Origin of the sequence: Pseudochrobactrum sp. sp1633 (assembly GCF_030376605.1) — a bacterium.
In the GTDB taxonomy this organism is placed as follows: domain Bacteria; phylum Pseudomonadota; class Alphaproteobacteria; order Rhizobiales; family Rhizobiaceae; genus Pseudochrobactrum.
Map to the genome: position 1 here is coordinate 295,165 of NZ_JARRAE010000004.1, position 19,342 is coordinate 314,506.

The window sequence follows — 19,342 nt, forward strand, 5'->3', positions numbered from 1 at the left end:
TGAACGGTTGCGAGGAGTTGAGGATGTTCAGTCAAATGAGGCGCGTGCTGCTGGCCGGTATAATCGGTACAGCTTTTTCAGCCGCGCTGGTGGTGGTGCCTGCGGGTGCGCAAGAGAAATTCAAGGCCGTTACAACATTTACAGTAATTGCTGATATTGCCCGTAATGTTGCCGGTGATGCAGCCATTGTTGAATCCATTACCAAACCAAATGCTGAAATTCATGATTATCAGCCAACGCCCGGCGATATCATGAAGGCGCAGGGTGCGCAGCTGATTCTGTGGAACGGACTTAATCTGGAGCGCTGGTTCGAAAAATTCTTCCGCCACCTGAATGATGTGCCGAGCGTTGTTGTTTCTGAAGGCGTTGAGCCGATGGGTATTTCAGAAGGGCCTTACAGCGGCAAACCTAATCCTCATGCATGGATGTCACCTTCAGCAGGTTTGATCTATGTTGATAATATCCGTGATGCTTTCGTGAAATATGATCCGGAAAATGCGGAAACCTATAAAGTCAATGCCGAGGCCTATAAGGCAAAACTGACTGCGCTGGTTGACCCGATCAAAGCGGAGCTGAAAGATATTTCGGAAGGCAAGCGTTGGCTGGTGACGAGCGAAGGTGCGTTCAGCTATCTGGCGCGTGATCTTGAGTTGAAAGAGCTTTATCTCTGGCCGATCAATGCTGACCAGCAGGGTACGCCGCAGCAGGTTCGTAAAGTGATTGATGCTGTGCGTAAAAATAATATCACCGTAGTTTTCTCTGAAAGTACAATTTCGCCGGCTCCGGCTAAGCAGGTGGCTTCAGAAACCGGTGCGCAATATGGCGGTGTACTCTATGTGGATTCGCTTTCAGAACCGGATGGTGCGGTGCCTACCTATCTTGACCTTTTGCGTGTGACCACTGACACAATTGCGAAGGGCCTCAAATCCGGAGAAGCGAAATAATGAATGCTCCGCTCAATGTCCTCCCAAAGACAACCTTGTCTCTTGCATCAGATGATGCGGGAGCAGGGCTTATGGTGCGCGGGGCGACAGTTACCTACCGCAATGGGCATACGGCTTTGCGGGATGCGAGTTTCGAAATTCCAACCGGAACGATTACGGCACTGGTTGGTGTTAACGGTTCCGGCAAGTCCACGCTGTTTAAAGCGCTGATGGGATTTGTGCGGTTGGCAAAAGGCGAAATTCGCATTCTCGGGCTTCCGGTTAAACAGGCGCTCAAGAGTAATCTCGTCGCTTATGTGCCGCAATCGGAAGATGTGGACTGGAATTTTCCGGTTCTGGTCGAAGACGTGGTGATGATGGGGCGCTACGGGCATATGGGTATGATGCGCCGTGCCAAGCCTGCCGATCATCAGGCTGTGACGGATGCGCTGGCACGCGTGAATATGACAGAGTATCGCAAGCGCCAGATCGGTGAGCTTTCAGGCGGGCAGAAGAAGCGCGTGTTTCTGGCGCGCGCTCTGGCGCAGGATAGCCGTGTTATTTTGCTCGATGAACCGTTTACCGGTGTTGACGTTAAAACCGAGGAAGCGATTATCAAGTTGCTGCGTGATTTACGTGATGAAGGGCGGGTGATGTTTGTCTCGACCCATAATCTTGGCAGTGTGCCTGAATTCTGTGACCGTACCGTGCTGCTGAACCGCACGGTTCTGGCCTATGGTGAGACGGCGACAATCTTTACGCAGGCTAATTTGGAAAAAACCTTCGGCGGTGTACTGCGCCATTTCGTGCTCAATGATGCCGAAAAAGGCAAAGCGCATCCGGTGAATATTCTGACTGATGATGAGCGGCCGCTGGTCTTGTATCAGGATGGTCACGTTGAGGGAGCAGAGTAATGGAGCTGCTGCTTGAGCCGTTCTCCTATCAATATATGATCAATGCCATGTGGGTTTCGGCGCTGGTCGGCGGTGTGTGCGCATTCCTGTCCGGCTATCTGATGCTCAAAGGCTGGTCCCTGATCGGGGATGCTTTGTCTCATTCGATTGTGCCGGGTGTTGCGGGCGCCTATATGCTCGGCCTGCCTTTTGCGCTCGGGGCGTTTTTCTCCGGTGGTTTGGCTGCTGCAGCCATGCTGTTTCTCAATGAGCGTACCAAGCTGAAAGAAGATGCAATTATCGGCCTGATTTTCACGTCTTTCTTTGGCCTTGGCCTGTTCATGGTGTCGCTGAAGCCGACAGCTGTCAGCATTCAGACCATTGTGCTCGGCAATATTCTGGCGATTACGCCTGCTGATACACTGCAGCTGGCCATTATCGGTTTTGTTTCGCTGGCAGTACTGCTGTTCATCTGGAAAGATCTAATGGTCACGTTTTTTGACGAAAGTCATGCGCGCTCCATTGGTCTTAATCCGACTGTGCTGAAAGTGATTTTCTTCACGTTGTTATCCGCCTGTACCGTTGCGGCTATGCAGACGGTCGGTGCGTTTCTGGTGATTTCGATGGTGGTGACACCCGGTGCAACAGCCTATCTTTTGACAGACCGCTTTCCGCGCTTGCTGATGATTGCTGTGCTCATCGGAACAGTGACCAGCTTTACCGGTGCCTATATCAGCTATTTTCTCGACGGCGCGACCGGCGGTATTATTGTTGTGATGCAGACGCTGATCTTTCTGGCGGCATTCTTCTTGGCACCAAAGCACGGCATGCTGGCTGCAAGGCGACGCGCGGCCGAGGCTATCAGAGCGGAGGCACAGTTATGAGCCTGTTTGAAACTCTGATAATGCCGTTTCGTTTTGAGTTCATGATCAATGCCATGATCATTGCCATGCTGATCGCGATACCGGCTGCTTTGCTGTCTTGCTTTTTGGTGCTGAAAGGCTGGTCATTGATGGGGGATGCGGTTTCCCATGCGGTGTTGCCGGGTGTAGTGCTGGCTTACATCATCAATATTCCGCTGGCGATAGGCGCTTTTACAGCGGGTATGTTTTGTGCGCTGGCCACAGGCTTTCTCAAAGAAAACAGCCGCATCAAACAGGATACGATCATGGGCGTGGTTTTTTCCGGCATGTTTGGTCTTGGACTGGTGATGTATGTGAAAGTGCAGTCAGACGTGCATCTCGATCATATTCTGTTCGGTGACATTCTTGGTGTTGGCTTTCAGGATATTGTGGAGACCGCGATTATCGCTGTGGTTGTTACTGGTCTTCTGGTGCTGAAATGGCGTGATTTATTGCTGCATGCTTTTGATCCGGCGCAGGCAAGAGCTGTCGGTCTGCCGGTCAGGCTGTTGCACTATGGTTTACTTGCCATTCTCTCGCTGACCATTGTCGGTGCGCTCAAGGCTGTCGGCATTATTCTGGCAATTGCTATTCTGATTGCACCGGGCGCCATTGCGTTCCTGCTGACGCGTAATTTCAGCTCAATGCTGATTGTAGCGGTGGCTGTGGCGGTATTGTCATCGGGATTGGGCGTTTATGGCTCGTTCTTTATCGACAGTGCACCGGCACCGACAATCGTTATGCTGATGACGCTGATGTTTATCGCGGCGTTTATCATTGCGCGCCGTCGTGTTGCCCGTGCGGAGAGACAGGTTTTCTCCTCTTAACTTCATGCTTGAAAACATATCTCTGCCGGCAAGGCGTCGCATGTAAATGCGGCGCCATATTTTTTGGCTAAGCTGTTATTAAATGGAAATCCGAAAAGCAAAAAGCCGCGCTGTTGCGCGGCTTTTGAAGGCTTAACCAAACTGGAGCGGGCGAAGGGATTCGAACCCTCGACCCCAACCTTGGCAAGGTTGTGCTCTACCCCTGAGCTACACCCGCTCGCGCCAGTTTGTTGGTTAGGCCTGCGCTATATGGCAAAAGCCCAGATGATTTGCAACAGGAAAAATTCAAAATCCTGTAATTTTTTTAAAGGATTTAAGACGAAACGCCAAAGCAGTTTCGAAGACTGCTGTGATCCGTAAAATATGCAGAAAGGAAAACCTGAAAAGCAAAAAGCCGCGCTGTTGCGCGGCTTTTGAAGGCTTAACCAAACTGGAGCGGGCGAAGGGATTCGAACCCTCGACCCCAACCTTGGCAAGGTTGTGCTCTACCCCTGAGCTACACCCGCTCGCGCCAGTTTGTTGGTTAGGCCTGCGCTATATGGCAAAAGCCCAAGTGATTTGCAACAGCAAATCTGCAAAAACATCAAACAGTTTTGTGTATAATCAGCAGAACCCTGATTATAGGCCTTATTCAAAGCGTTTGCGGTTCTGATATATCGGAGTTTGGGGCAAATTCTGCATAAATCCTTGTAATGATTCGACCTTATGGGCCGTGAAAACCGAATATTTTCAGCGATATCAGATGAGTCGCGACACAGAGCGGTCACGAAATTTCGAGACAATTCAGGAAAACCGGTTTCATTTTTGTCTGAAGCGCTTTTCTGTGTCGCTTTCTTGCAGCTTTTTCAGCTTGTTTTATAAGAAAGATGAGCTTTGCCACGGAGGAGAAACAGGACAATGTCAAAAACTGCTGCTGATTTGCATGATTATCTCAACACGCTCGGTATTGAAGTGAAAACGGTGACCCACCCACCTTTGTTCACCGTTGCTGATTCTCAAAATCTCCGTGGCGAGATTGCGGGCGGGCATACCAAGAATCTTTTTCTGAAAGACAAGAAAGACAATTTCTTTCTTGTGACCGTTGAGGAAGATGCGGTTGTTGATCTGAAGACTATTCACACGCTGATTGGCGCGGCCAGTAAGGTTTCTTTTGGCAAGCCGGAAAAGCTGCTGGAATATCTGGGGCTTATACCGGGCGCAGTGTCTGTTCTCGGTGCAGTGAACGATACGGAACATAAGGTCAGTATCATTCTGGATGAAGCGCTTATGCGCCATGAAATCATCAATGCGCACCCGCTGACGAATGAAGCGACCACCTCAATTCATCGCAATGATTTGCTGAAGTTTCTGGAAGCCACAGGGCATGAGCCGCGTATAGTGTCTGTCAGTGCGGTTGAAACGACTCTTGCTTAAGCGAGGGGGTTGAAAGCGCAGCTAAAAATGCCGAATTAACATGGCAGAATATAATATCTCTGCCATAATTGTTGCGAAAAGCGCAGCATCATGGGCAAAGACGCAGTATGATGACGGCAAAACGGGTTAAGGGACGACAATGAACAGCGGTAACAATCCTTATAGTGGCAACCCTTACGGAGCATCTTACGGCTATGCGGCCGAGCAGGGGAATGGTCAGGGCAATACCAATGTGACTTATAACACGGCTGCCGGTCACTCTGCCCAACCGCAGGAAGAGACTGAAGATACCGCAGGCGCTTTGTCATCGCTGGCCGGCTTCGGCAGTTCTGAAACTGTTGTTGCCGGATTGATCAAAGATACAACGACGGCCACATTTGCAGCCGACGTTATTACTGAGTCCCGAAATCAGCCGGTATTGGTGGATTTCTGGGCGCCGTGGTGCGGTCCGTGCCGCCAGCTGACCCCGTTGATTGAAAGTGCGGTCAATGCCGCACAGGGTACGGTCAAGCTGGTGAAAATGAATATTGATGATCACCCGACAATTGCCGGACAATTGGGTATTCAGTCGATTCCCGCCGTTATTGCTTTTGTAAACGGTCAGCCTGTTGACGGTTTCATGGGCGCTTTGCCGGAAAGCAAGATCAAAGAATTTATTGATAAGGTTGCTAAAAGCGCCGGTTCTGTCAGCGGTCCGCAGGCTGCGATTGAGGAAGCACTGGCTGCTGCTCAGGAAATGCAGGCACATGGTGAGCCGGATCAGGCTGCTCAGATTTATGCTGCTATATTGCAAAATGCGCCGGATAATCTGAGCGCTCTTGCTGGTCTGGCAGGATGTCTGTTCGATCTGGGAGAACCTGAAAAAGCACGCGAAGTGCTTATACAGGTGCCGGATAAACAGAAAGATGATCCGCAAGTCCGTGCAGTTGAAGCACGTTTGGCCTTGGCGGAACAGGTTGCGCATCTGGGCAATCCGGCGGAATTGCAGACACGTCTGATTGCTGATCCGAATGATCATCAGGCGCGGTTTGATCTGGCGATGATTGCCAGTGCGCTGGATAAGCGTGATGAGGCCGCAGATGGTCTTCTGGCGATTATGAAGGCGGATCGTGAATGGAATGATGACGGTGCACGCAAGCAATTGCTGCAATTCTTTGAAGCATGGGGCTTTAAAGATCCTGCAACCGTGAGCGGTCGCCGCAAATTGTCGTCGCTGCTGTTCTCGTGATCTATCATTTTTGTTTGTGAGGTAAATCTATGCAGGCTGGCAATGCCCATTACCGAAAAGCGTCAGACTTACCGGAAGTGATTCCGGTGTTTCCGCTGGTGGCTGGCCTGTTACTGCCTCGCGGACAAATGCCGCTGAATATTTTTGAACCGCGTTATCTGGTGATGGTCGATGAGGCTTTGGCCGGTGACCGTGTGATCGGGATTATTCAGCCGAAAATTGTCAATGGTGTTGCCGTTGAGGATAAAGAGGGTGCTGCAAAAGGGACTGACAGACCAGAGTTGAGTTCTGTCGGTTGCCTTGGCCGGATCACCTCCTATGCAGAAACCGGTGACGGGCGCATGCTGATCACGCTGCAAGGCATCTGCCGGTTCAGGGTGGAGGAGGAGCTGTCTGTGGCTCATCCGTTCCGCATGGTGCGGATTACGTCTTATTATCATGATCTGGATGAAGATCAGGGCGAGAAAGATGTTGACCGTGAGGCGCTGTTACAGGCTTTTCGGGATTATCTTGAAGCCAACGCTCTTGAGGCCGACTGGGAAAGTATTGCCAAAGCGGGCAATGAAACGCTGGTCAATGCGCTGTCGATGATGTCGCCTTTTGGCGAGGCGGAAAAACAGGCGCTGCTTGAAGCCCCTGATCTGAAAACCCGTGCGGAAACGCTGGTGGCCATCACAGAAATTGCGCTGGTGCGCAACGGCGACGACTACGGTTCAGGTTTGCAATAGCACGCGACGAAAAGGTTGCCGGATATGCATGATCATGATGCTGTCAAACACATCGACCCCAAAATGCTGGAACTGCTGGTTTGTCCTTTAACCAAAGGGTCGCTGGACTATGACCGTGAGCATAGCGAGCTGATTTCTAAAAAAGCAAAACTCGCTTACCCTGTGCGTGAGGGAATACCGATCCTGCTGGCTTCAGAAGCCAGACCGCTGGAATAGGTTTTTCCTTTCCATTGCGAAGTTCGTTTAAGATTATTGCGAAATCATCAAAATTATGAGTCAAATCTTGCGTTTGACACTTTCCCCGCTCGGATCTTTTGAGCTATGAATAGCACGAATTTTCGAGTGAGCGCTTTGCCTTTGATACACTGTCATCAGAGGGAGGTGCTCTGAATTGACAGAAGATCATTGGCAGAGGATTGCCTCTTGCATGATCTGAATAAAGGCATGGCAAATGGCAACCAAAAAACTGTTTCTTCTGCCCGGCGACGGCATTGGTCCTGAGGCAATGGCGGAAGTCCGCAAAATCATCACCTATCTGAATGAAGAAAAAGGCCACGGTTTTGAAACCGATGAAGGTCTCGTGGGCGGTTCGGCCTATGACGCTCACGGTCAGGCGATTTCAGAAGGCGATATGGAAAAGGCACTGGCTGCCGATGCCGTATTGTTTGGTGCTGTTGGCGGTCCGAAATGGGATAGCGTGCCGTATGAAGTGCGCCCTGAGGCAGGTTTGCTGCGTCTGCGTAAAGATCTGGCGCTGTTTGCTAACCTGCGCCCTGCAATCTGCTATCCGGCGCTGGCTGATGCTTCATCGCTGCGCCCTGAAGTCGTTGAAGGTCTGGATATTCTGATCGTTCGCGAATTGACCGGCGGTGTTTATTTCGGCGAGCCGAAAGAGATTATCGATCTGGGCAATGGCCAGAAGCGCGGTATTGATACGCAGGTTTATGAAACCTATGAAATCGAACGCATTGCCGGTGTGGCTTTTGAACTGGCGCGTACACGCGGCAACAAAGTCACCTCGATGGAAAAACGCAATGTGATGAAATCCGGCGTGTTGTGGAACGAAGTTGTGACCGCGACCCATAAGGCAAAATATGCAGACGTGCAGCTCGAGCATATGCTGGCTGATGCCGGTGGCATGCAGCTGGTGCGCTGGCCAAAGCAGTTTGACGTGATCGTCACGGACAATCTGTTCGGCGATATGCTGTCTGACGTTGCTGCGATGCTGACCGGTTCGCTCGGCATGCTGCCATCCGCTTCGCTTGGTGCGCCGGATGCTGCAACCGGTAACCGCAAAGCGCTTTATGAGCCGGTACACGGTTCGGCACCGGACATTGCAGGCAAGGGTATTGCCAATCCGATTGCCATGATCGCCTCTTTTGCAATGTGCCTGCGCTATTCCTTCAACCTGATTGAAGAAGCCGACCGTCTGGAAGCTGCCATTGCTGCTGTACTTGATGATGGTATCCGCACTGCCGATATCTGGGCTGAAGGCTCGAAGAAGGTTGGCACTGTTGAAATGGGTGAGGCTATTCTCGCTAAATTCAAAGCGCTGAACGCCTGATTTTTTGATTTGAGCATTGTAATAATAGAAAACCGCCGGAGCATCGCTGCTCCGGCGGTTTTTGTTTTTGCAGAGTTGTTATTCTACGTGGTCGAGATCGCGATCTTTGGTTTCACGTACAAAGATCAGACCGATGATCAGTGTCATCACGGCAATGATGATCGGATACCAGAGGCCATAGTAAATATCGCCCTTGGCAGCACTCATAGCGAACACGGTTGCCGGAAGCAGACCACCGAACCAGCCGTTACCAATATGGTATGGCAATGACATACCTGTATAACGGATGCGTGTCGGGAACATTTCCACCAGAATAGCGGCAATCGGACCGTAAACCATCGTCACATAAATCACGAGAATGGTCAGGATCAGAATGGTCAGCGGCCAGTTTACTTCATCCGGTGCGGCAACCATTTTAAAGGCTCCGGCATCAGGAATGGTGTAAATTTTTTGCTCGCCAATTGTTGCCGCATCAGCCGCAGGGATCAGTTTGGCAGCAACCATCTGTTCCGCTGTCATGCTGGTGGATTCACCGGCACGAATGGTATCTGCATTCAGTGACAATTCCGGATTGGCGGCAATAAATGCATCCAGTTTTACGTCCGGCACTTTGGCAGGAGTACGCACAAGCGGGAAACCGGCTTTTTGCAGAGCCAGATTCACATCATGAATAAATGCAGGGCTGCGGGTTGCAGCATCCGCACCGGTCGCATCATAGGATGTGATGGTGCTTTCGCCGATTTTCACAGTCGCAGGGGTGCCTGCTGTACCGGTTTCAACCGTATAAGGAACGGAAGAGCGGGACAGGAAGGCCGTTGCAACGTCACAGGATGTGGTGAATTTGGCGGTACCAACCGGATTAAACTGGAAAGTACAATCGCCAGGCGCTGCGGTAATGGTTGCACTGATTGTTGCTTCCGCACGGGCAAGTGCCGGATTGGCAGCTGCAGTGAGGGCTTTAAACAGCGGGAAATAGGTAAAGATTGCTAGAGCAAGACCAGCCATGATGATTGGCTTACGGCCGACTTTATCCGACAGCCAGCCCCAGAACAAGAAGAACGGGGTTGCAATCAGAAGGGCAATAGCAATCATGATATTGGCCGAGATGCTTTCAACCTTCAGCACGTTTTGAAGGAAGAACAGCGTATAGAACTGACCGGAATACCAGACCACAGCCTGACCTGCGGTGAGGCCGAACAGAGCAATCAGTGCAATCTTGGCGTTTTTCCACTGACCGAAGGCTTCTTTCAGCGGAGCCTTGGACTGCTTGCCCTCTTCCTTCATTTTCTTGAAGGCAGGCGACTCGCTCATCTGCATACGGATCCAGACGGAAATACCAAGCAGCACGACCGAAATCAGGAACGGAATACGCCAGCCCCATGCGGCAAACTCTTCCGCAGTCATGGAATTCTGGATCAGCAGAATCACGACCAGCGACAGGAACAGACCGAATGTAGCGGTGGTTTGAATCCATGAGGTGTAGAAACCGCGGCGGCCATTCGGAGCATGTTCGGCCACATAGGTTGCCGCGCCACCATATTCACCACCGAGTGCCAGACCCTGAAGCATACGCAGACCGATCAGAATGATCGGAGCGATAATGCCGATGGATGCCGAGCCCGGCAAAAGGCCAACCAGAAAGGTTGAAAGACCCATCACCACGATGGTGACAAGGAACGTATATTTACGGCCGACGAGATCGCCGATACGGCCGAAGAACAGCGCACCGAAAGGGCGCACCAGAAAGCCTGCCGCAAAAGCCAGCAGCGCGAAAATATTACGGGTTGTTTCAGGATATTCGCTGAAGAAAGCAGCGCCGATATAAATTGCCAGCGAGCCGTAGAGATAAAAATCATACCATTCAAAAACTGTACCAAGCGACGAGGCAAAAATAACTTTGCGCTCCTCCTTGGTCATTTTTGGGGCGCGTTCACGCGCACCATCAATTGCTGCCATAATTTATCCTCCCAGATAAAGCCCGGCGGCAGTTCCCTAATGCCAGCGGGCGCTCATTGTTCCTTACTTTTTCAAAATGCAAAATAAAGTCCCGCAACCGGTGTGGTCAGGGTGCCTGCAATAACGCGGTTTCTTTCGCCGCCTGGCAAAGCAGTCGTGCACAGAATGAACTGAAAACGGGATTTGCGTCAGTATTCTTTAGTATAATAATGGTGAAATATTTTTCTCCGCAGGGCAGCTACCGCCATGCCAAATTGAAAAATTGATATTTTCATAAAGATTGCGGGGCTTTTGAGATATAAACGGCAATTGACTCTTAGCAAAATCGGGTTAAAAGCAGCAGTGAATTAGGAGACACCGCGTGGAATCCCTCGCTTTGCCATCAGTTTTGCCAGTTTTTTCCGGAAGTTTTTCCGGCGGCGAAGCTATGGTCTCACCTTCTCCTGCGTTCAATATTACCAAAACGGCCATGATTGCCCTGAAGCCAATCACCTCGAAAACGACCACCAAAACGGTCTGATCCCTTGGCCTGCTCACCCTCTCCCGGGTTAGGCCCGGGGTGGAGAACCTGCGTGGCCAACGGGTTTTCTGGTGTGAAAGCGGAGAGGGACAGGAGATTTCACATGGGTTTCAAAGTAGCGATTGTCGGTGCCACAGGTAATGTGGGCCGTGAAATGCTCAATATTCTTGAAGAGCGCGGTTTTCCTGCCTCTGAAGTGGTGGCGCTTGCGTCCCGCCGCAGCCTCAATACCGAAGTGTCTTATGGCGATAAAACCTTGAAGACCAAGGTTCTCGACACCTATGATTTTTCTGATGTCGATATCTGCCTGATGTCTGCCGGTGGCACAGTTTCAAAAGAATGGTCACCTAAAATCGGAGCGCAGGGTTGCGTTGTTATCGATAACTCATCCGCATGGCGCTATGATGCCGATGTGCCGCTGATCGTGCCGGAAGTAAATCCTGAAGCGATTGACGGTTTCCGCAAGCGCAATATCATTGCCAATCCGAATTGCTCGACAGCCCAGCTCGTTGTTGCGCTCAAGCCTTTGCATGATGCTGCAACCATCAAGCGTATTGTTGTCGCGACCTATCAGTCGGTTTCCGGTGCCGGTAAAGAAGGCATGGACGAACTGTTCCAGCAGTCGCGTGCGGTTTTTGTTGCTGATCCTGTCTCAGCGCAGAAATTCACAAAACGCATCGCTTTCAACGTCATTCCGCATATTGATGATTTCATGGAAGACGGCTCCACCAAGGAAGAGTGGAAAGTGATGGCGGAAACCAAGAAAATGCTTGATCCGAAGATCAAGGTTTCTTGCACTGCCGTGCGCGTTCCGGTGTTTATCGGTCACTCCGAAGCCGTGAATATTGAATTCGACAAGCCGATCAGTGCTGAAGAAGCCCGTGAAATCCTGCGTGAAGCGCCGGGTTGTCAGGTTGTCGATAAGCATGAAGACGGTGGTTACATCACCCCTTATGAAAGTGCCGGTGAAGACGCGACATTCATTTCGCGTATCCGTGAAGATATCACACTGGAAAATGGTCTTTCCATGTGGATTGTTGCGGACAACCTGCGCAAGGGTGCTGCACTCAACACAATTCAGATTGCGGAGCTGTTGCTGGCGCGTGGTCTGATCAAGCCGAAATCAGCGGCCTGAGTTCTGTTTTGATCTATGAGAAAAGGCGCGGTTTCCGCGCCTTTTTTGTGAAAGCGTATCCCCAAAAGTGTGAAGCGGTTTTGGGAAAAGATACGCGTAAAAATAAAGAGAAAGAGTATTTCAGCTTAACAGAAATGCTCTGTCATTGCTGCTCGCGATTCCGGTATTGCATGATGGCGGCGTTGATTTCCGCACCGATGATAAAAATTGCAGCAATAATATAGAGAAATACAATCGCGACCATGATCGATGCCAGACCGGCATAGGTGGTGACATAGCTGGCAAAGCTCTCAAGATAGCGGGCAAAAGCGGTTGCACCAGCCAGCCATGCGATCAGGGTCAGCACAATACCGGGCAGAATATCAATCAGCGATCTTTGCCCCGCTGGCAACCAGATATGGACGACAAACAGTCCGAAAATCAGCACCGACAGCGCAATGGCATAGCGCCAGAAGCTGAAGGAGACAGACATTGTTTCCAGTGCAGGCACCCATTGTTCCGCCAGGCGAATGGCCAGAGGTGCCAAAACCAGCAGAAAGCTGATGGCCATAATGCTGAGTGTGGCGATTACCACGAATCCGAGACTTTGTGCGCGGCAAAACAGAATAGAGCGGGTGTCGGTCACGCGATAGGCACGGTTCAGCGCCACACGTAGCGCTTCCACGCCGTTGGATGCAAAATAAGCAGCGGCAATCACACTGAGGGTCAGCAGGTCACCGCGCTGAATGGTGAGCACGTTCTGCACTTCGCGGGCAATCGGCGCGGCAATCGCAGGAGGCCAGGTGTCAAAAATGACATGAACTGCGGTATCGGCAAAGGCATTGGCACCGAGAAAACTGGCCAGCGCTGTTGCAAAAATTAGAAACGGGAACAGTGCCATCAGGCTGGATAATGCGACATGCGATGCGAAAGCCCAACCGTCATCAGACGCGAAATGACCGATCGCGTCAGTAATGATCTGTCTCAGAAAACGGACTATTTTTCGCATCGACAGAAAATTCCTTTAATTCGGCTTATTATATTGGAGCATTTCCGGCAAACGCGGGGTTAGGAAATGCGCATATTTAAATTGGGCGAGCATTTCCTCTGATTCAATTAAAACCGGAAATGCTCTATGTCTGTAACAGAGCTGATTGCATTTTGTGTGGTATAACTGACGACAGGTCAAAAACTCAATGCGTATAAAAGCTCTGCAGACGGGAATTACAATTATGTGAACCCGTAAACATACGGATAAAGATCAGGATATGGCAAAAACAATGCAAACGCCTTCTGCTCAGCAAAGAACAATTCTGATTACCGGTTGTTCCAGCGGTATTGGTGCTTTTTGTGCGCAGGCATTGAAAGAGCGCGGCTGGCGGGTCTTTGCCACTGCCCGTAAAGCCCAAGATCTGGCTTATTTGCGCGAACAGGGGTTCGAGGCTTTTTATCTGGATTATTGCGAACCGGAGTCGATTGCAGCTGTGGCTGAGAGCGTGCTGAACCTGTGTAACCACAAGCTCGATGCCTTGTTCAATAATGGTGCCTATGCACAGCCGGGCGCGGTGGAAGATCTGCCGATGGAAGCCTTGCGATTACAGTTTGATGCGAATTTCTTTGGCTGGCAGGATCTGACACAGCGGCTGATCCCTGCAATGCGTGCGTGCAAACAAGGCCGTCTGGTGCATTGCTCATCCATTCTCGGACTGGTGCCGATGAAGTGGCGCGGTGCCTATGTCTCCTCCAAATTCGCTCTGGAAGGTTTGATGCTTGTGCAGCGCATGGAATTGGAAGGGTCAGGCATTTCCGTTTCCATGATCGAGCCGGGGCCGATTACCAGCAAATTTACGGTCAATGCCGCAGCCTATGCGCAAAAATATATTGATATGGAAGCCTCCGTTCATAAGGAAGATTATCAGCGGCAATTTGCCAAACTGCAAAGCGGTGGTACCAAATCTTCGGTAAAGCTGGGGCCTGATGCGGTTTATGAGGTTTTGTTGCATGCACTGGAGAGTGACCGCCCGCGTCCGCATTATCCGGTAACACGTCCGGCAAAGCTCGGCATTCTTGCCAAGCGCCTGCTGCCTGCGCGCTGGCTTTATAAAATGCTGTCCGATCAGTCATAGAAGAAGGCGAATACGTTTGCATTGTCCTTGCGCAAAACCGCTACGCACTTTTACGGGAAATGCCGGTTTGTTTAGTCGCATTATCCTTACGTAAAACCGCTATGCACTTTTACGGGAAATGCTCTATCTGCCGGAAAAGGCTTCTGTTACACATTGAGCGGGAATGAGGAATGACTGTCTGCGGATAGTCGGGAGGAATAGATGGACGGCGGTTTTAAATTTGCAGCAATGATCGCTATTGCTGCCGTGGTTGTTGTGCTGTTTCTGGGCTTGCGTAATATGATGCGCAGTGGTGATGGCAATACATCTAACAAGCTGATGCGCCTGCGTATTATGTTTCAGTTCATTGCTGTGCTTTTGATGGTCGGTGCATTGTATTTTGCCCGCAAGTAAACTGCCGCATGGCTAAGCAGCAAGAGGCGACGCGCTTTTGGTTAAGCTGAACAAAATTTACACACGCACCGGTGATGACGGCACGACCGGCCTTGCGAGCGGCCCCAGACGGCGGAAAGACGATCTGCGGATTATTGCTTGCGGCGATATTGATGAGTTGAATGCCTCAATCGGGTTGGTGCGGCTTTATACGGCGCTGATCCTGCCGGATGTTGATGTGATGCTGACAAGGGTGCAGAATGATCTTTTTGACCTCGGTGCTGACATTGCCACCCCCGCTATTGTTTCAGATCTTGCCTCCGGTACTGTTGAAGATCTCGGTTATGAGCCTTTGAGGATTGTAGATAAGCAGGTTGACCGTCTGGAGCAGGAAATTGATACGCTGAATGCGCAGCTTGAACCGCTTCGCTCGTTCATTTTGCCCGGCGGTTCACCGGCCGCAGCCCACTTGCATATGGCAAGAACAATTGCACGGCGTGCGGAGCGCGTGATGGTGGCTCTCGCGGCGCAGACAGATGAGCAGGTTTCCGGTGCAGCTCTGCGTTATATCAACCGTTTGTCCGATTTGCTTTTTGTAGCTGCCCGCATTGCGAACAATAAGGGGCGGGATGATATTTTATGGGTGCCGGCGCTAACGCGTTAAATCTTGCATTTTTGCGACATCATACGTCATGTTTCGAAGATGGTTATGACGAGATTTCATAGCCCTGCTACCGGATATGATTGACCTCTCTATCGTTCAGAATTACGGTCTTGTGAAATTTCTGAAACTTCGGAGATGTTTGACGGAGCTTCAGATGCGTTTGCGATACAATTTTCTGATGTCGGCTTTGAGCAAGTGGTTGGCAATGTCGTGCATTAAAATTGTATCTGACTGAGAGGTAGGCGGGTATCAGCCTGTTAAACGGGCTTATGTTTCGCCGAAGAGAGCAGCAAATGCTGTTCAAGTGGAGAGGATCTTAACCGAATGAAAGTTCTGGTCGCAGTTAAACGGGTTGTTGATTACAACGTTAAAATCCGGGTCAAAAGTGACGGTTCAGGCGTTGAGCTGACCAATGTCAAAATGTCGATGAATCCGTTTGACGAAATCGCGGTTGAAGAGGCGCTGAAGCTTAAGGAAGCTGGCAAGGTTTCTGAGGTTGTTGTTGTGTCCATCGGCCCTGCACAAGCACAGGAAACCCTGCGTACTGCTCTGGCTATGGGTGCTGACCGCGCTATTCTCGTCAAAAATGACGAGGCTGTCGAACCGCTTGCCGTTGCAAAGATTCTGAAAGGCGTTGTTGAAGCCGAAGAACCGAAGCTGGTTATTCTTGGCAAGCAGGCTATTGATGATGATGCAAACCAGACCGGTCAGATGCTGTCGGCATTGCTTGGCTGGGCACAGGCAACATTTGCTTCTGAAGTTGAACTCTCAGAAGCTTCTGCCAATGTGACCCGCGAAGTTGATGGTGGTTTGCAGACCATTGAAGTTAAACTTCCGGCGATTGTTACCACCGATCTGCGTCTGAACCAGCCGCGTTATGCTTCCCTGCCGAATATTATGAAGGCGAAGAAGAAGCCTCTGGATGAGACAACACCGGCTGATTACGGTGTTGATACTGCGCCGCGTCTGAAAATCCTCAAAACCGAAGAGCCGTCCGGCCGTAAAGCCGGTGTGAAAGTGGCTTCCGTTGCCGAGCTTGTTGATAAGCTCAAAAACGAAGCAGGCGTATTGTAAGCGGTTCAGGACAGGAAAACGATTATGGCTATTCTTCTTTTTGCAGAACACGATAATGCAAGCCTCTCCGACCAGACTGCCAAGGCACTGACCGCAGCACTCGCAATTGGCGGTGATGTTGATGTGCTGGTTGCGGGCAAAGGCGCAAAAGCTGCAGCTGATGCTGCCGCAAAGCTGAAAGGCGTGCGCAAAGTCTTGTTGGCTGAGAGCGATGCTCTGGAAAACCGTCTGGCAGAACCGACCGCAGCGTTGCTGGTGAGCCTTGCCGGTGCCTATGACACTGTGATTGCTCCGGCCACGACTTCGGGCAAGAATGTGCTGCCGCGCGTTGCAGCTCTTCTCGATGTGGCGCAGCTTTCGGAAATTACCGATGTTGTGTCTCCGACTGTCTTCAAGCGTCCGATCTATGCCGGTAATGCTATCCAGACTGTTGAAACCACGGATGCCAAGAAGGTCATCACCGTGCGCACAGCCTCTTTTGCGGCTGCTGGTGAAGGTGGTTCGGCAGCGGTTGAGAGCGTTGATGCAGGCAATGATCCGGCTGTGTCGAAATTTATTGAGGCAAAGATTTCCGGCGGTGACCGTCCGGAGCTGACCTCGGCGAAAATCATTATTTCCGGTGGCCGTGCACTCGGTTCCGCTGAGAAATTCAATGAAGTCATCACACCGGTTGCCGACAAGCTTGGTGCTGCGATTGGTGCCAGTCGTGCAGCGGTTGATGCGGGCTATGCGCCGAATGACTGGCAGGTTGGACAGACCGGTAAAGTGGTTGCGCCTGATCTCTATATTGCCTGCGGTATTTCCGGTGCAATTCAGCATCTGGCCGGTATGAAAGATTCCAAAGTGATCGTTGCGATCAATAAGGATGAAGAAGCGCCGATTTTCCAGATTGCGGATTATGGTCTGGTCGGTGATTTGTTCACTATTCTGCCGGAACTTGAAAAAGCGCTCTAAAGTCGAGATCATGACAATCGGGCATGATTGTCTCTGATAATATAACGCGCCCGGATGTTTTATCCGGGCGCGTTTTGTTTTAATCAGGGATAGGGCATTTCACAGTCAAGCTGAATCAATTTGACGTCTGTGAGAATACGATCAAACAAAGAATCCAGAGCGAGCGCTATGAGCACGATTAAACGCGACATGCTCTAGACTTATCTGCATGGGACTGCTCATGTAGGCAGGGCAAAAATAGCTCTATTGCTGTAAATTTATTGATACGAAGGGACCGGAGCGGATCATGAGTTTTACAATCAAAACAGTGGGTATCATCGGCGCAGGGCAGATGGGCAATGGTATTGCGCATGTTTGTGCACTGGCAGGCTTTGACGTGCTGCTGCATGATGCTTCGCTTGAACGGCTGGAAAACGGCATTGCCACCATCAGCGGTAATATGGCTCGTCAGGTTGCCTCAGGTAAGCTTGCGGAAGATGCACGTATTGCCGGTCTGGCTCTGATCAAACCGGCCAAGACTATGGCTGATCTTGCGCCTTGTGATCTGGTGATTGAAGCGGCAACGGAAAACGAGGCTATTAAAAAGCAGATTTTTGCGCAGGTTTGTCCGCATCTGCATAGCAATGCTATTCTGGCGACCAATACATCGTCGATCTCAATCACACGACTGGCGGCAACAACAGATCGCCCTGAGCGCTTTATCGGTATTCACTTCATGAATCCGGTTCCGGTGATGAAACTGGTTGAACTGATCCGCGGTATTGCAACCGAAGAGCCGACCTTTACAGCCTCGACAGATTTTGTGCAGAAACTGGGTAAAACCATTACGGTTTCGGCTGATTTTCCTGCCTTTATCGTCAACCGTATTCTGCTGCCAATGATCAATGAGGCGATCTACACGCTTTATGAAGGTGTTGGCACGGTTGATGCGATCGACACAGCATTGAAACTCGGCGCTAATCACCCGATGGGGCCGCTGCAGCTTGCTGATTTTATCGGTCTGGATACTTGCTTGTCGATTATGCAGGTTCTTTATGAAGGGCTGTCGGATTCAAAATATCGTCCGTGCCCGCTCTTGGTCAAATATGTCGAGGCCGGATGGCTGGGACGTAAAACCGGACGCGGCTTCTATGACTACCGTGGCGATGAGCCTGTGCCGACCCGTTAATAATTGTTATTCTTTAATAATTGAAACCAGCGAAAACCCTGCATTTGAGCCTCAAATGCAGGGTTTTTCGTTGAATTAATAAATAAAAGGTTATTTTTAACGTATCATTAAGGATGGCAATTCACTTAACGTTCACCTTTATCCGTTAGTATTTACCTTAAATTCACTGTTACGATTTGCGCTTCAGTAACAATAATATTTACAATTTAATCAGGGTGTACGGTGATGGGTCTGATTGTTCAGTTTCGTCAAGTTATTAAAATTATTCGTGAGTTTCTGGCGCCAAGCTATCGTCCGGAACGCCATTATATGCGTGGTCCGGGGCCTGCTTGTGCAGCTCGCCATTCGCATTAAACTGCTTATTTTACCGGTTAGCTCCCATAGCCGGTAAATGGAAGAATGAGAAAAGCCGGCTTATGAGCCGGCTTTTGTGTTTTAGAACTGTTTGCCGATCAGACGGTCAAGAGACAGACGTCCGCTGCCTGCTACACTCAGATACATAAAGACACCGAGCCAGACGGTTGAAAGCTGGAAACCGCTGCCGCGCGGTATCATTACCATCAGCAGAATAACGATCATTTGTATGAAGAGCATAAAGGCGAGCGGACGGGTGAACAGCCCGACGGCAATAGCTATGCCGCCCACAAATTCAAGAATGCTGGTGAAATAGGCCAGTGGGATTGCCGGTTCCAGTCCGAGTTGCTGAAACAGTTCAATATCACGCGGCATGTCGCCGTTGAAAAGTTTCTCCCATCCGAAGAATGCCATGATGCCGCCGGTAGTCGCGCGCATGGCTGCATAGGCAAAATCATGGAAACGGGCATAAACGGGCGCCAGAAATGGCAGAATTAAAGACGGTTCGCAGTGTTTATCTGTCATGTGTCGTGGCTCTTTATGGGGCGTTGGTTGAAATGAA

The 19,342-nt window shown here is 50.6% G+C and carries 21 protein-coding genes and 2 tRNA genes; 18 read left to right on the plus strand and 5 right to left on the minus strand.

Annotated features, from left to right (window positions below; all coding sequences use genetic code 11):
- Nucleotides 1-23: 23 nt before the first annotated feature.
- The 4 genes from P8H26_RS06825 to P8H26_RS06840 are packed head-to-tail and all read left to right on the plus strand — an operon-like array spanning nt 24 to nt 3,545.
- Nucleotides 24-944: a metal ABC transporter substrate-binding protein gene (locus tag P8H26_RS06825; protein ID WP_289632145.1), complete on the plus strand. Its 921-nt coding sequence runs from the start codon at nt 24-26 to the stop codon at nt 942-944.
- A complete protein-coding gene (locus tag P8H26_RS06830; RefSeq protein WP_289632146.1) occupies nt 944-1,837 on the plus strand; it encodes a manganese/iron ABC transporter ATP-binding protein in 894 nt (297 codons plus the stop codon). The genes P8H26_RS06825 and P8H26_RS06830 overlap by 1 nt, the downstream gene beginning before the upstream one ends.
- Nucleotides 1,837-2,700 (plus strand): metal ABC transporter permease, encoded by an 864-nt coding sequence (locus tag P8H26_RS06835; RefSeq protein WP_289632147.1) that lies wholly within the window; start codon nt 1,837-1,839, stop codon nt 2,698-2,700. Before P8H26_RS06830 ends, P8H26_RS06835 begins: the two co-directional genes overlap by 1 nt.
- The gene (locus P8H26_RS06840; RefSeq protein ID WP_289632148.1) at nt 2,697-3,545 is read left to right on the plus strand and encodes a metal ABC transporter permease; all 849 of its coding nucleotides are present in this window, start codon (nt 2,697-2,699) and stop codon (nt 3,543-3,545) included. The genes P8H26_RS06835 and P8H26_RS06840 overlap by 4 nt, the downstream gene beginning before the upstream one ends.
- Nucleotides 3,546-3,687: 142 nt before the next feature.
- Here the strand turns inward: P8H26_RS06840 and P8H26_RS06845 are convergent.
- Nucleotides 3,688-3,762, minus strand: a tRNA-Gly gene (locus P8H26_RS06845).
- 214 nt (nt 3,763-3,976) lie between these two features.
- Nucleotides 3,977-4,051, minus strand: a tRNA-Gly gene (locus P8H26_RS06850).
- Nucleotides 4,052-4,442: 391 nt separating this feature from the next.
- On the opposite strand from P8H26_RS06850, the gene P8H26_RS06855 reads away from it, so the two are divergent.
- From P8H26_RS06855 to leuB, 5 genes are all read left to right on the plus strand, one after another.
- Nucleotides 4,443-4,958, plus strand: coding sequence for a prolyl-tRNA synthetase associated domain-containing protein (locus P8H26_RS06855; protein ID WP_289632149.1), 516 nt, complete (start codon nt 4,443-4,445; stop codon nt 4,956-4,958).
- Between the two features lie 139 nt (nt 4,959-5,097).
- A complete protein-coding gene (gene trxA, locus P8H26_RS06860; RefSeq protein WP_289632150.1) occupies nt 5,098-6,186 on the plus strand; it encodes a thioredoxin in 1,089 nt (362 codons plus the stop codon).
- Nucleotides 6,187-6,215: 29 nt separating this feature from the next.
- Nucleotides 6,216-6,914 (plus strand): LON peptidase substrate-binding domain-containing protein, encoded by a 699-nt coding sequence (locus P8H26_RS06865; protein WP_289632151.1) that lies wholly within the window; start codon nt 6,216-6,218, stop codon nt 6,912-6,914.
- 24 nt (nt 6,915-6,938) lie between these two features.
- Nucleotides 6,939-7,130, plus strand: coding sequence for a Trm112 family protein (locus P8H26_RS06870; protein ID WP_289632152.1), 192 nt, complete (start codon nt 6,939-6,941; stop codon nt 7,128-7,130).
- Between the two features lie 235 nt (nt 7,131-7,365).
- Nucleotides 7,366-8,478: a 3-isopropylmalate dehydrogenase gene (gene leuB, locus P8H26_RS06875; RefSeq protein WP_289632153.1), complete on the plus strand. Its 1,113-nt coding sequence runs from the start codon at nt 7,366-7,368 to the stop codon at nt 8,476-8,478.
- Between the two features lie 78 nt (nt 8,479-8,556).
- Here leuB and P8H26_RS06880 read toward each other — a convergent pair whose 3' ends face one another.
- The gene (locus P8H26_RS06880) at nt 8,557-10,434 is read right to left on the minus strand and encodes an MFS transporter (protein ID WP_289632154.1); all 1,878 of its coding nucleotides are present in this window, start codon (nt 10,432-10,434) and stop codon (nt 8,557-8,559) included.
- A 361-nt stretch (nt 10,435-10,795) separates the two neighbouring features.
- Between P8H26_RS06880 and P8H26_RS06885 the strand changes: the two genes are divergently transcribed.
- On the plus strand, nt 10,796-10,954 hold the full coding sequence (locus P8H26_RS06885; RefSeq protein WP_289632155.1) for a hypothetical protein: 159 nt from the start codon (nt 10,796-10,798) through the stop codon (nt 10,952-10,954).
- Between the two features lie 103 nt (nt 10,955-11,057).
- On the plus strand, nt 11,058-12,089 hold the full coding sequence (locus P8H26_RS06890) for an aspartate-semialdehyde dehydrogenase (RefSeq protein ID WP_289632156.1): 1,032 nt from the start codon (nt 11,058-11,060) through the stop codon (nt 12,087-12,089).
- Nucleotides 12,090-12,231: 142 nt separating this feature from the next.
- On the opposite strand, the gene P8H26_RS06895 is transcribed toward P8H26_RS06890, so the two are convergent.
- Nucleotides 12,232-13,077 carry a YihY/virulence factor BrkB family protein gene (locus tag P8H26_RS06895; RefSeq protein ID WP_289632157.1) on the minus strand — a complete coding sequence of 282 codons (846 nt, stop codon included), beginning with the start codon at nt 13,075-13,077 and terminating at the stop codon, nt 12,232-12,234.
- Between the two features lie 259 nt (nt 13,078-13,336).
- Here P8H26_RS06895 and P8H26_RS06900 point away from each other — a divergent pair, with 259 nt between their 5' ends.
- The 7 genes from P8H26_RS06900 (at nt 13,337) to P8H26_RS06930 (ending at nt 18,780) form a co-directional block, all read left to right on the plus strand.
- The gene (locus P8H26_RS06900) at nt 13,337-14,194 is read left to right on the plus strand and encodes an SDR family oxidoreductase (RefSeq protein ID WP_289632158.1); all 858 of its coding nucleotides are present in this window, start codon (nt 13,337-13,339) and stop codon (nt 14,192-14,194) included.
- A gap of 201 nt (nt 14,195-14,395) precedes the next feature.
- The gene (locus tag P8H26_RS06905; RefSeq protein WP_289632159.1) at nt 14,396-14,587 is read left to right on the plus strand and encodes a twin transmembrane helix small protein; all 192 of its coding nucleotides are present in this window, start codon (nt 14,396-14,398) and stop codon (nt 14,585-14,587) included.
- Between the two features lie 37 nt (nt 14,588-14,624).
- Complete coding sequence (locus P8H26_RS06910; RefSeq protein WP_289632160.1) at nt 14,625-15,230, plus strand: cob(I)yrinic acid a,c-diamide adenosyltransferase; 606 nt, start codon at nt 14,625-14,627, stop codon at nt 15,228-15,230.
- 324 nt (nt 15,231-15,554) lie between these two features.
- Nucleotides 15,555-16,304: an electron transfer flavoprotein subunit beta/FixA family protein gene (locus tag P8H26_RS06915; protein ID WP_289632161.1), complete on the plus strand. Its 750-nt coding sequence runs from the start codon at nt 15,555-15,557 to the stop codon at nt 16,302-16,304.
- A gap of 24 nt (nt 16,305-16,328) precedes the next feature.
- Nucleotides 16,329-17,258, plus strand: a complete 930-nt coding sequence (locus P8H26_RS06920) for an electron transfer flavoprotein subunit alpha/FixB family protein (RefSeq protein ID WP_289632162.1) — start codon at nt 16,329-16,331, stop codon at nt 17,256-17,258.
- A 286-nt stretch (nt 17,259-17,544) separates the two neighbouring features.
- Nucleotides 17,545-18,426 carry a 3-hydroxybutyryl-CoA dehydrogenase gene (locus P8H26_RS06925; RefSeq protein ID WP_289632163.1) on the plus strand — a complete coding sequence of 294 codons (882 nt, stop codon included), beginning with the start codon at nt 17,545-17,547 and terminating at the stop codon, nt 18,424-18,426.
- 225 nt (nt 18,427-18,651) lie between these two features.
- Nucleotides 18,652-18,780, plus strand: coding sequence for a hypothetical protein (locus tag P8H26_RS06930; protein ID WP_289632164.1), 129 nt, complete (start codon nt 18,652-18,654; stop codon nt 18,778-18,780).
- An 81-nt stretch (nt 18,781-18,861) separates the two neighbouring features.
- Here the strand turns inward: P8H26_RS06930 and P8H26_RS06935 are convergent, their stop codons facing one another.
- On the minus strand, nt 18,862-19,305 hold the full coding sequence (locus tag P8H26_RS06935; protein ID WP_289632165.1) for a DoxX family protein: 444 nt from the start codon (nt 19,303-19,305) through the stop codon (nt 18,862-18,864).
- Between the last annotated feature and the right edge of the window lie 37 nt (nt 19,306-19,342).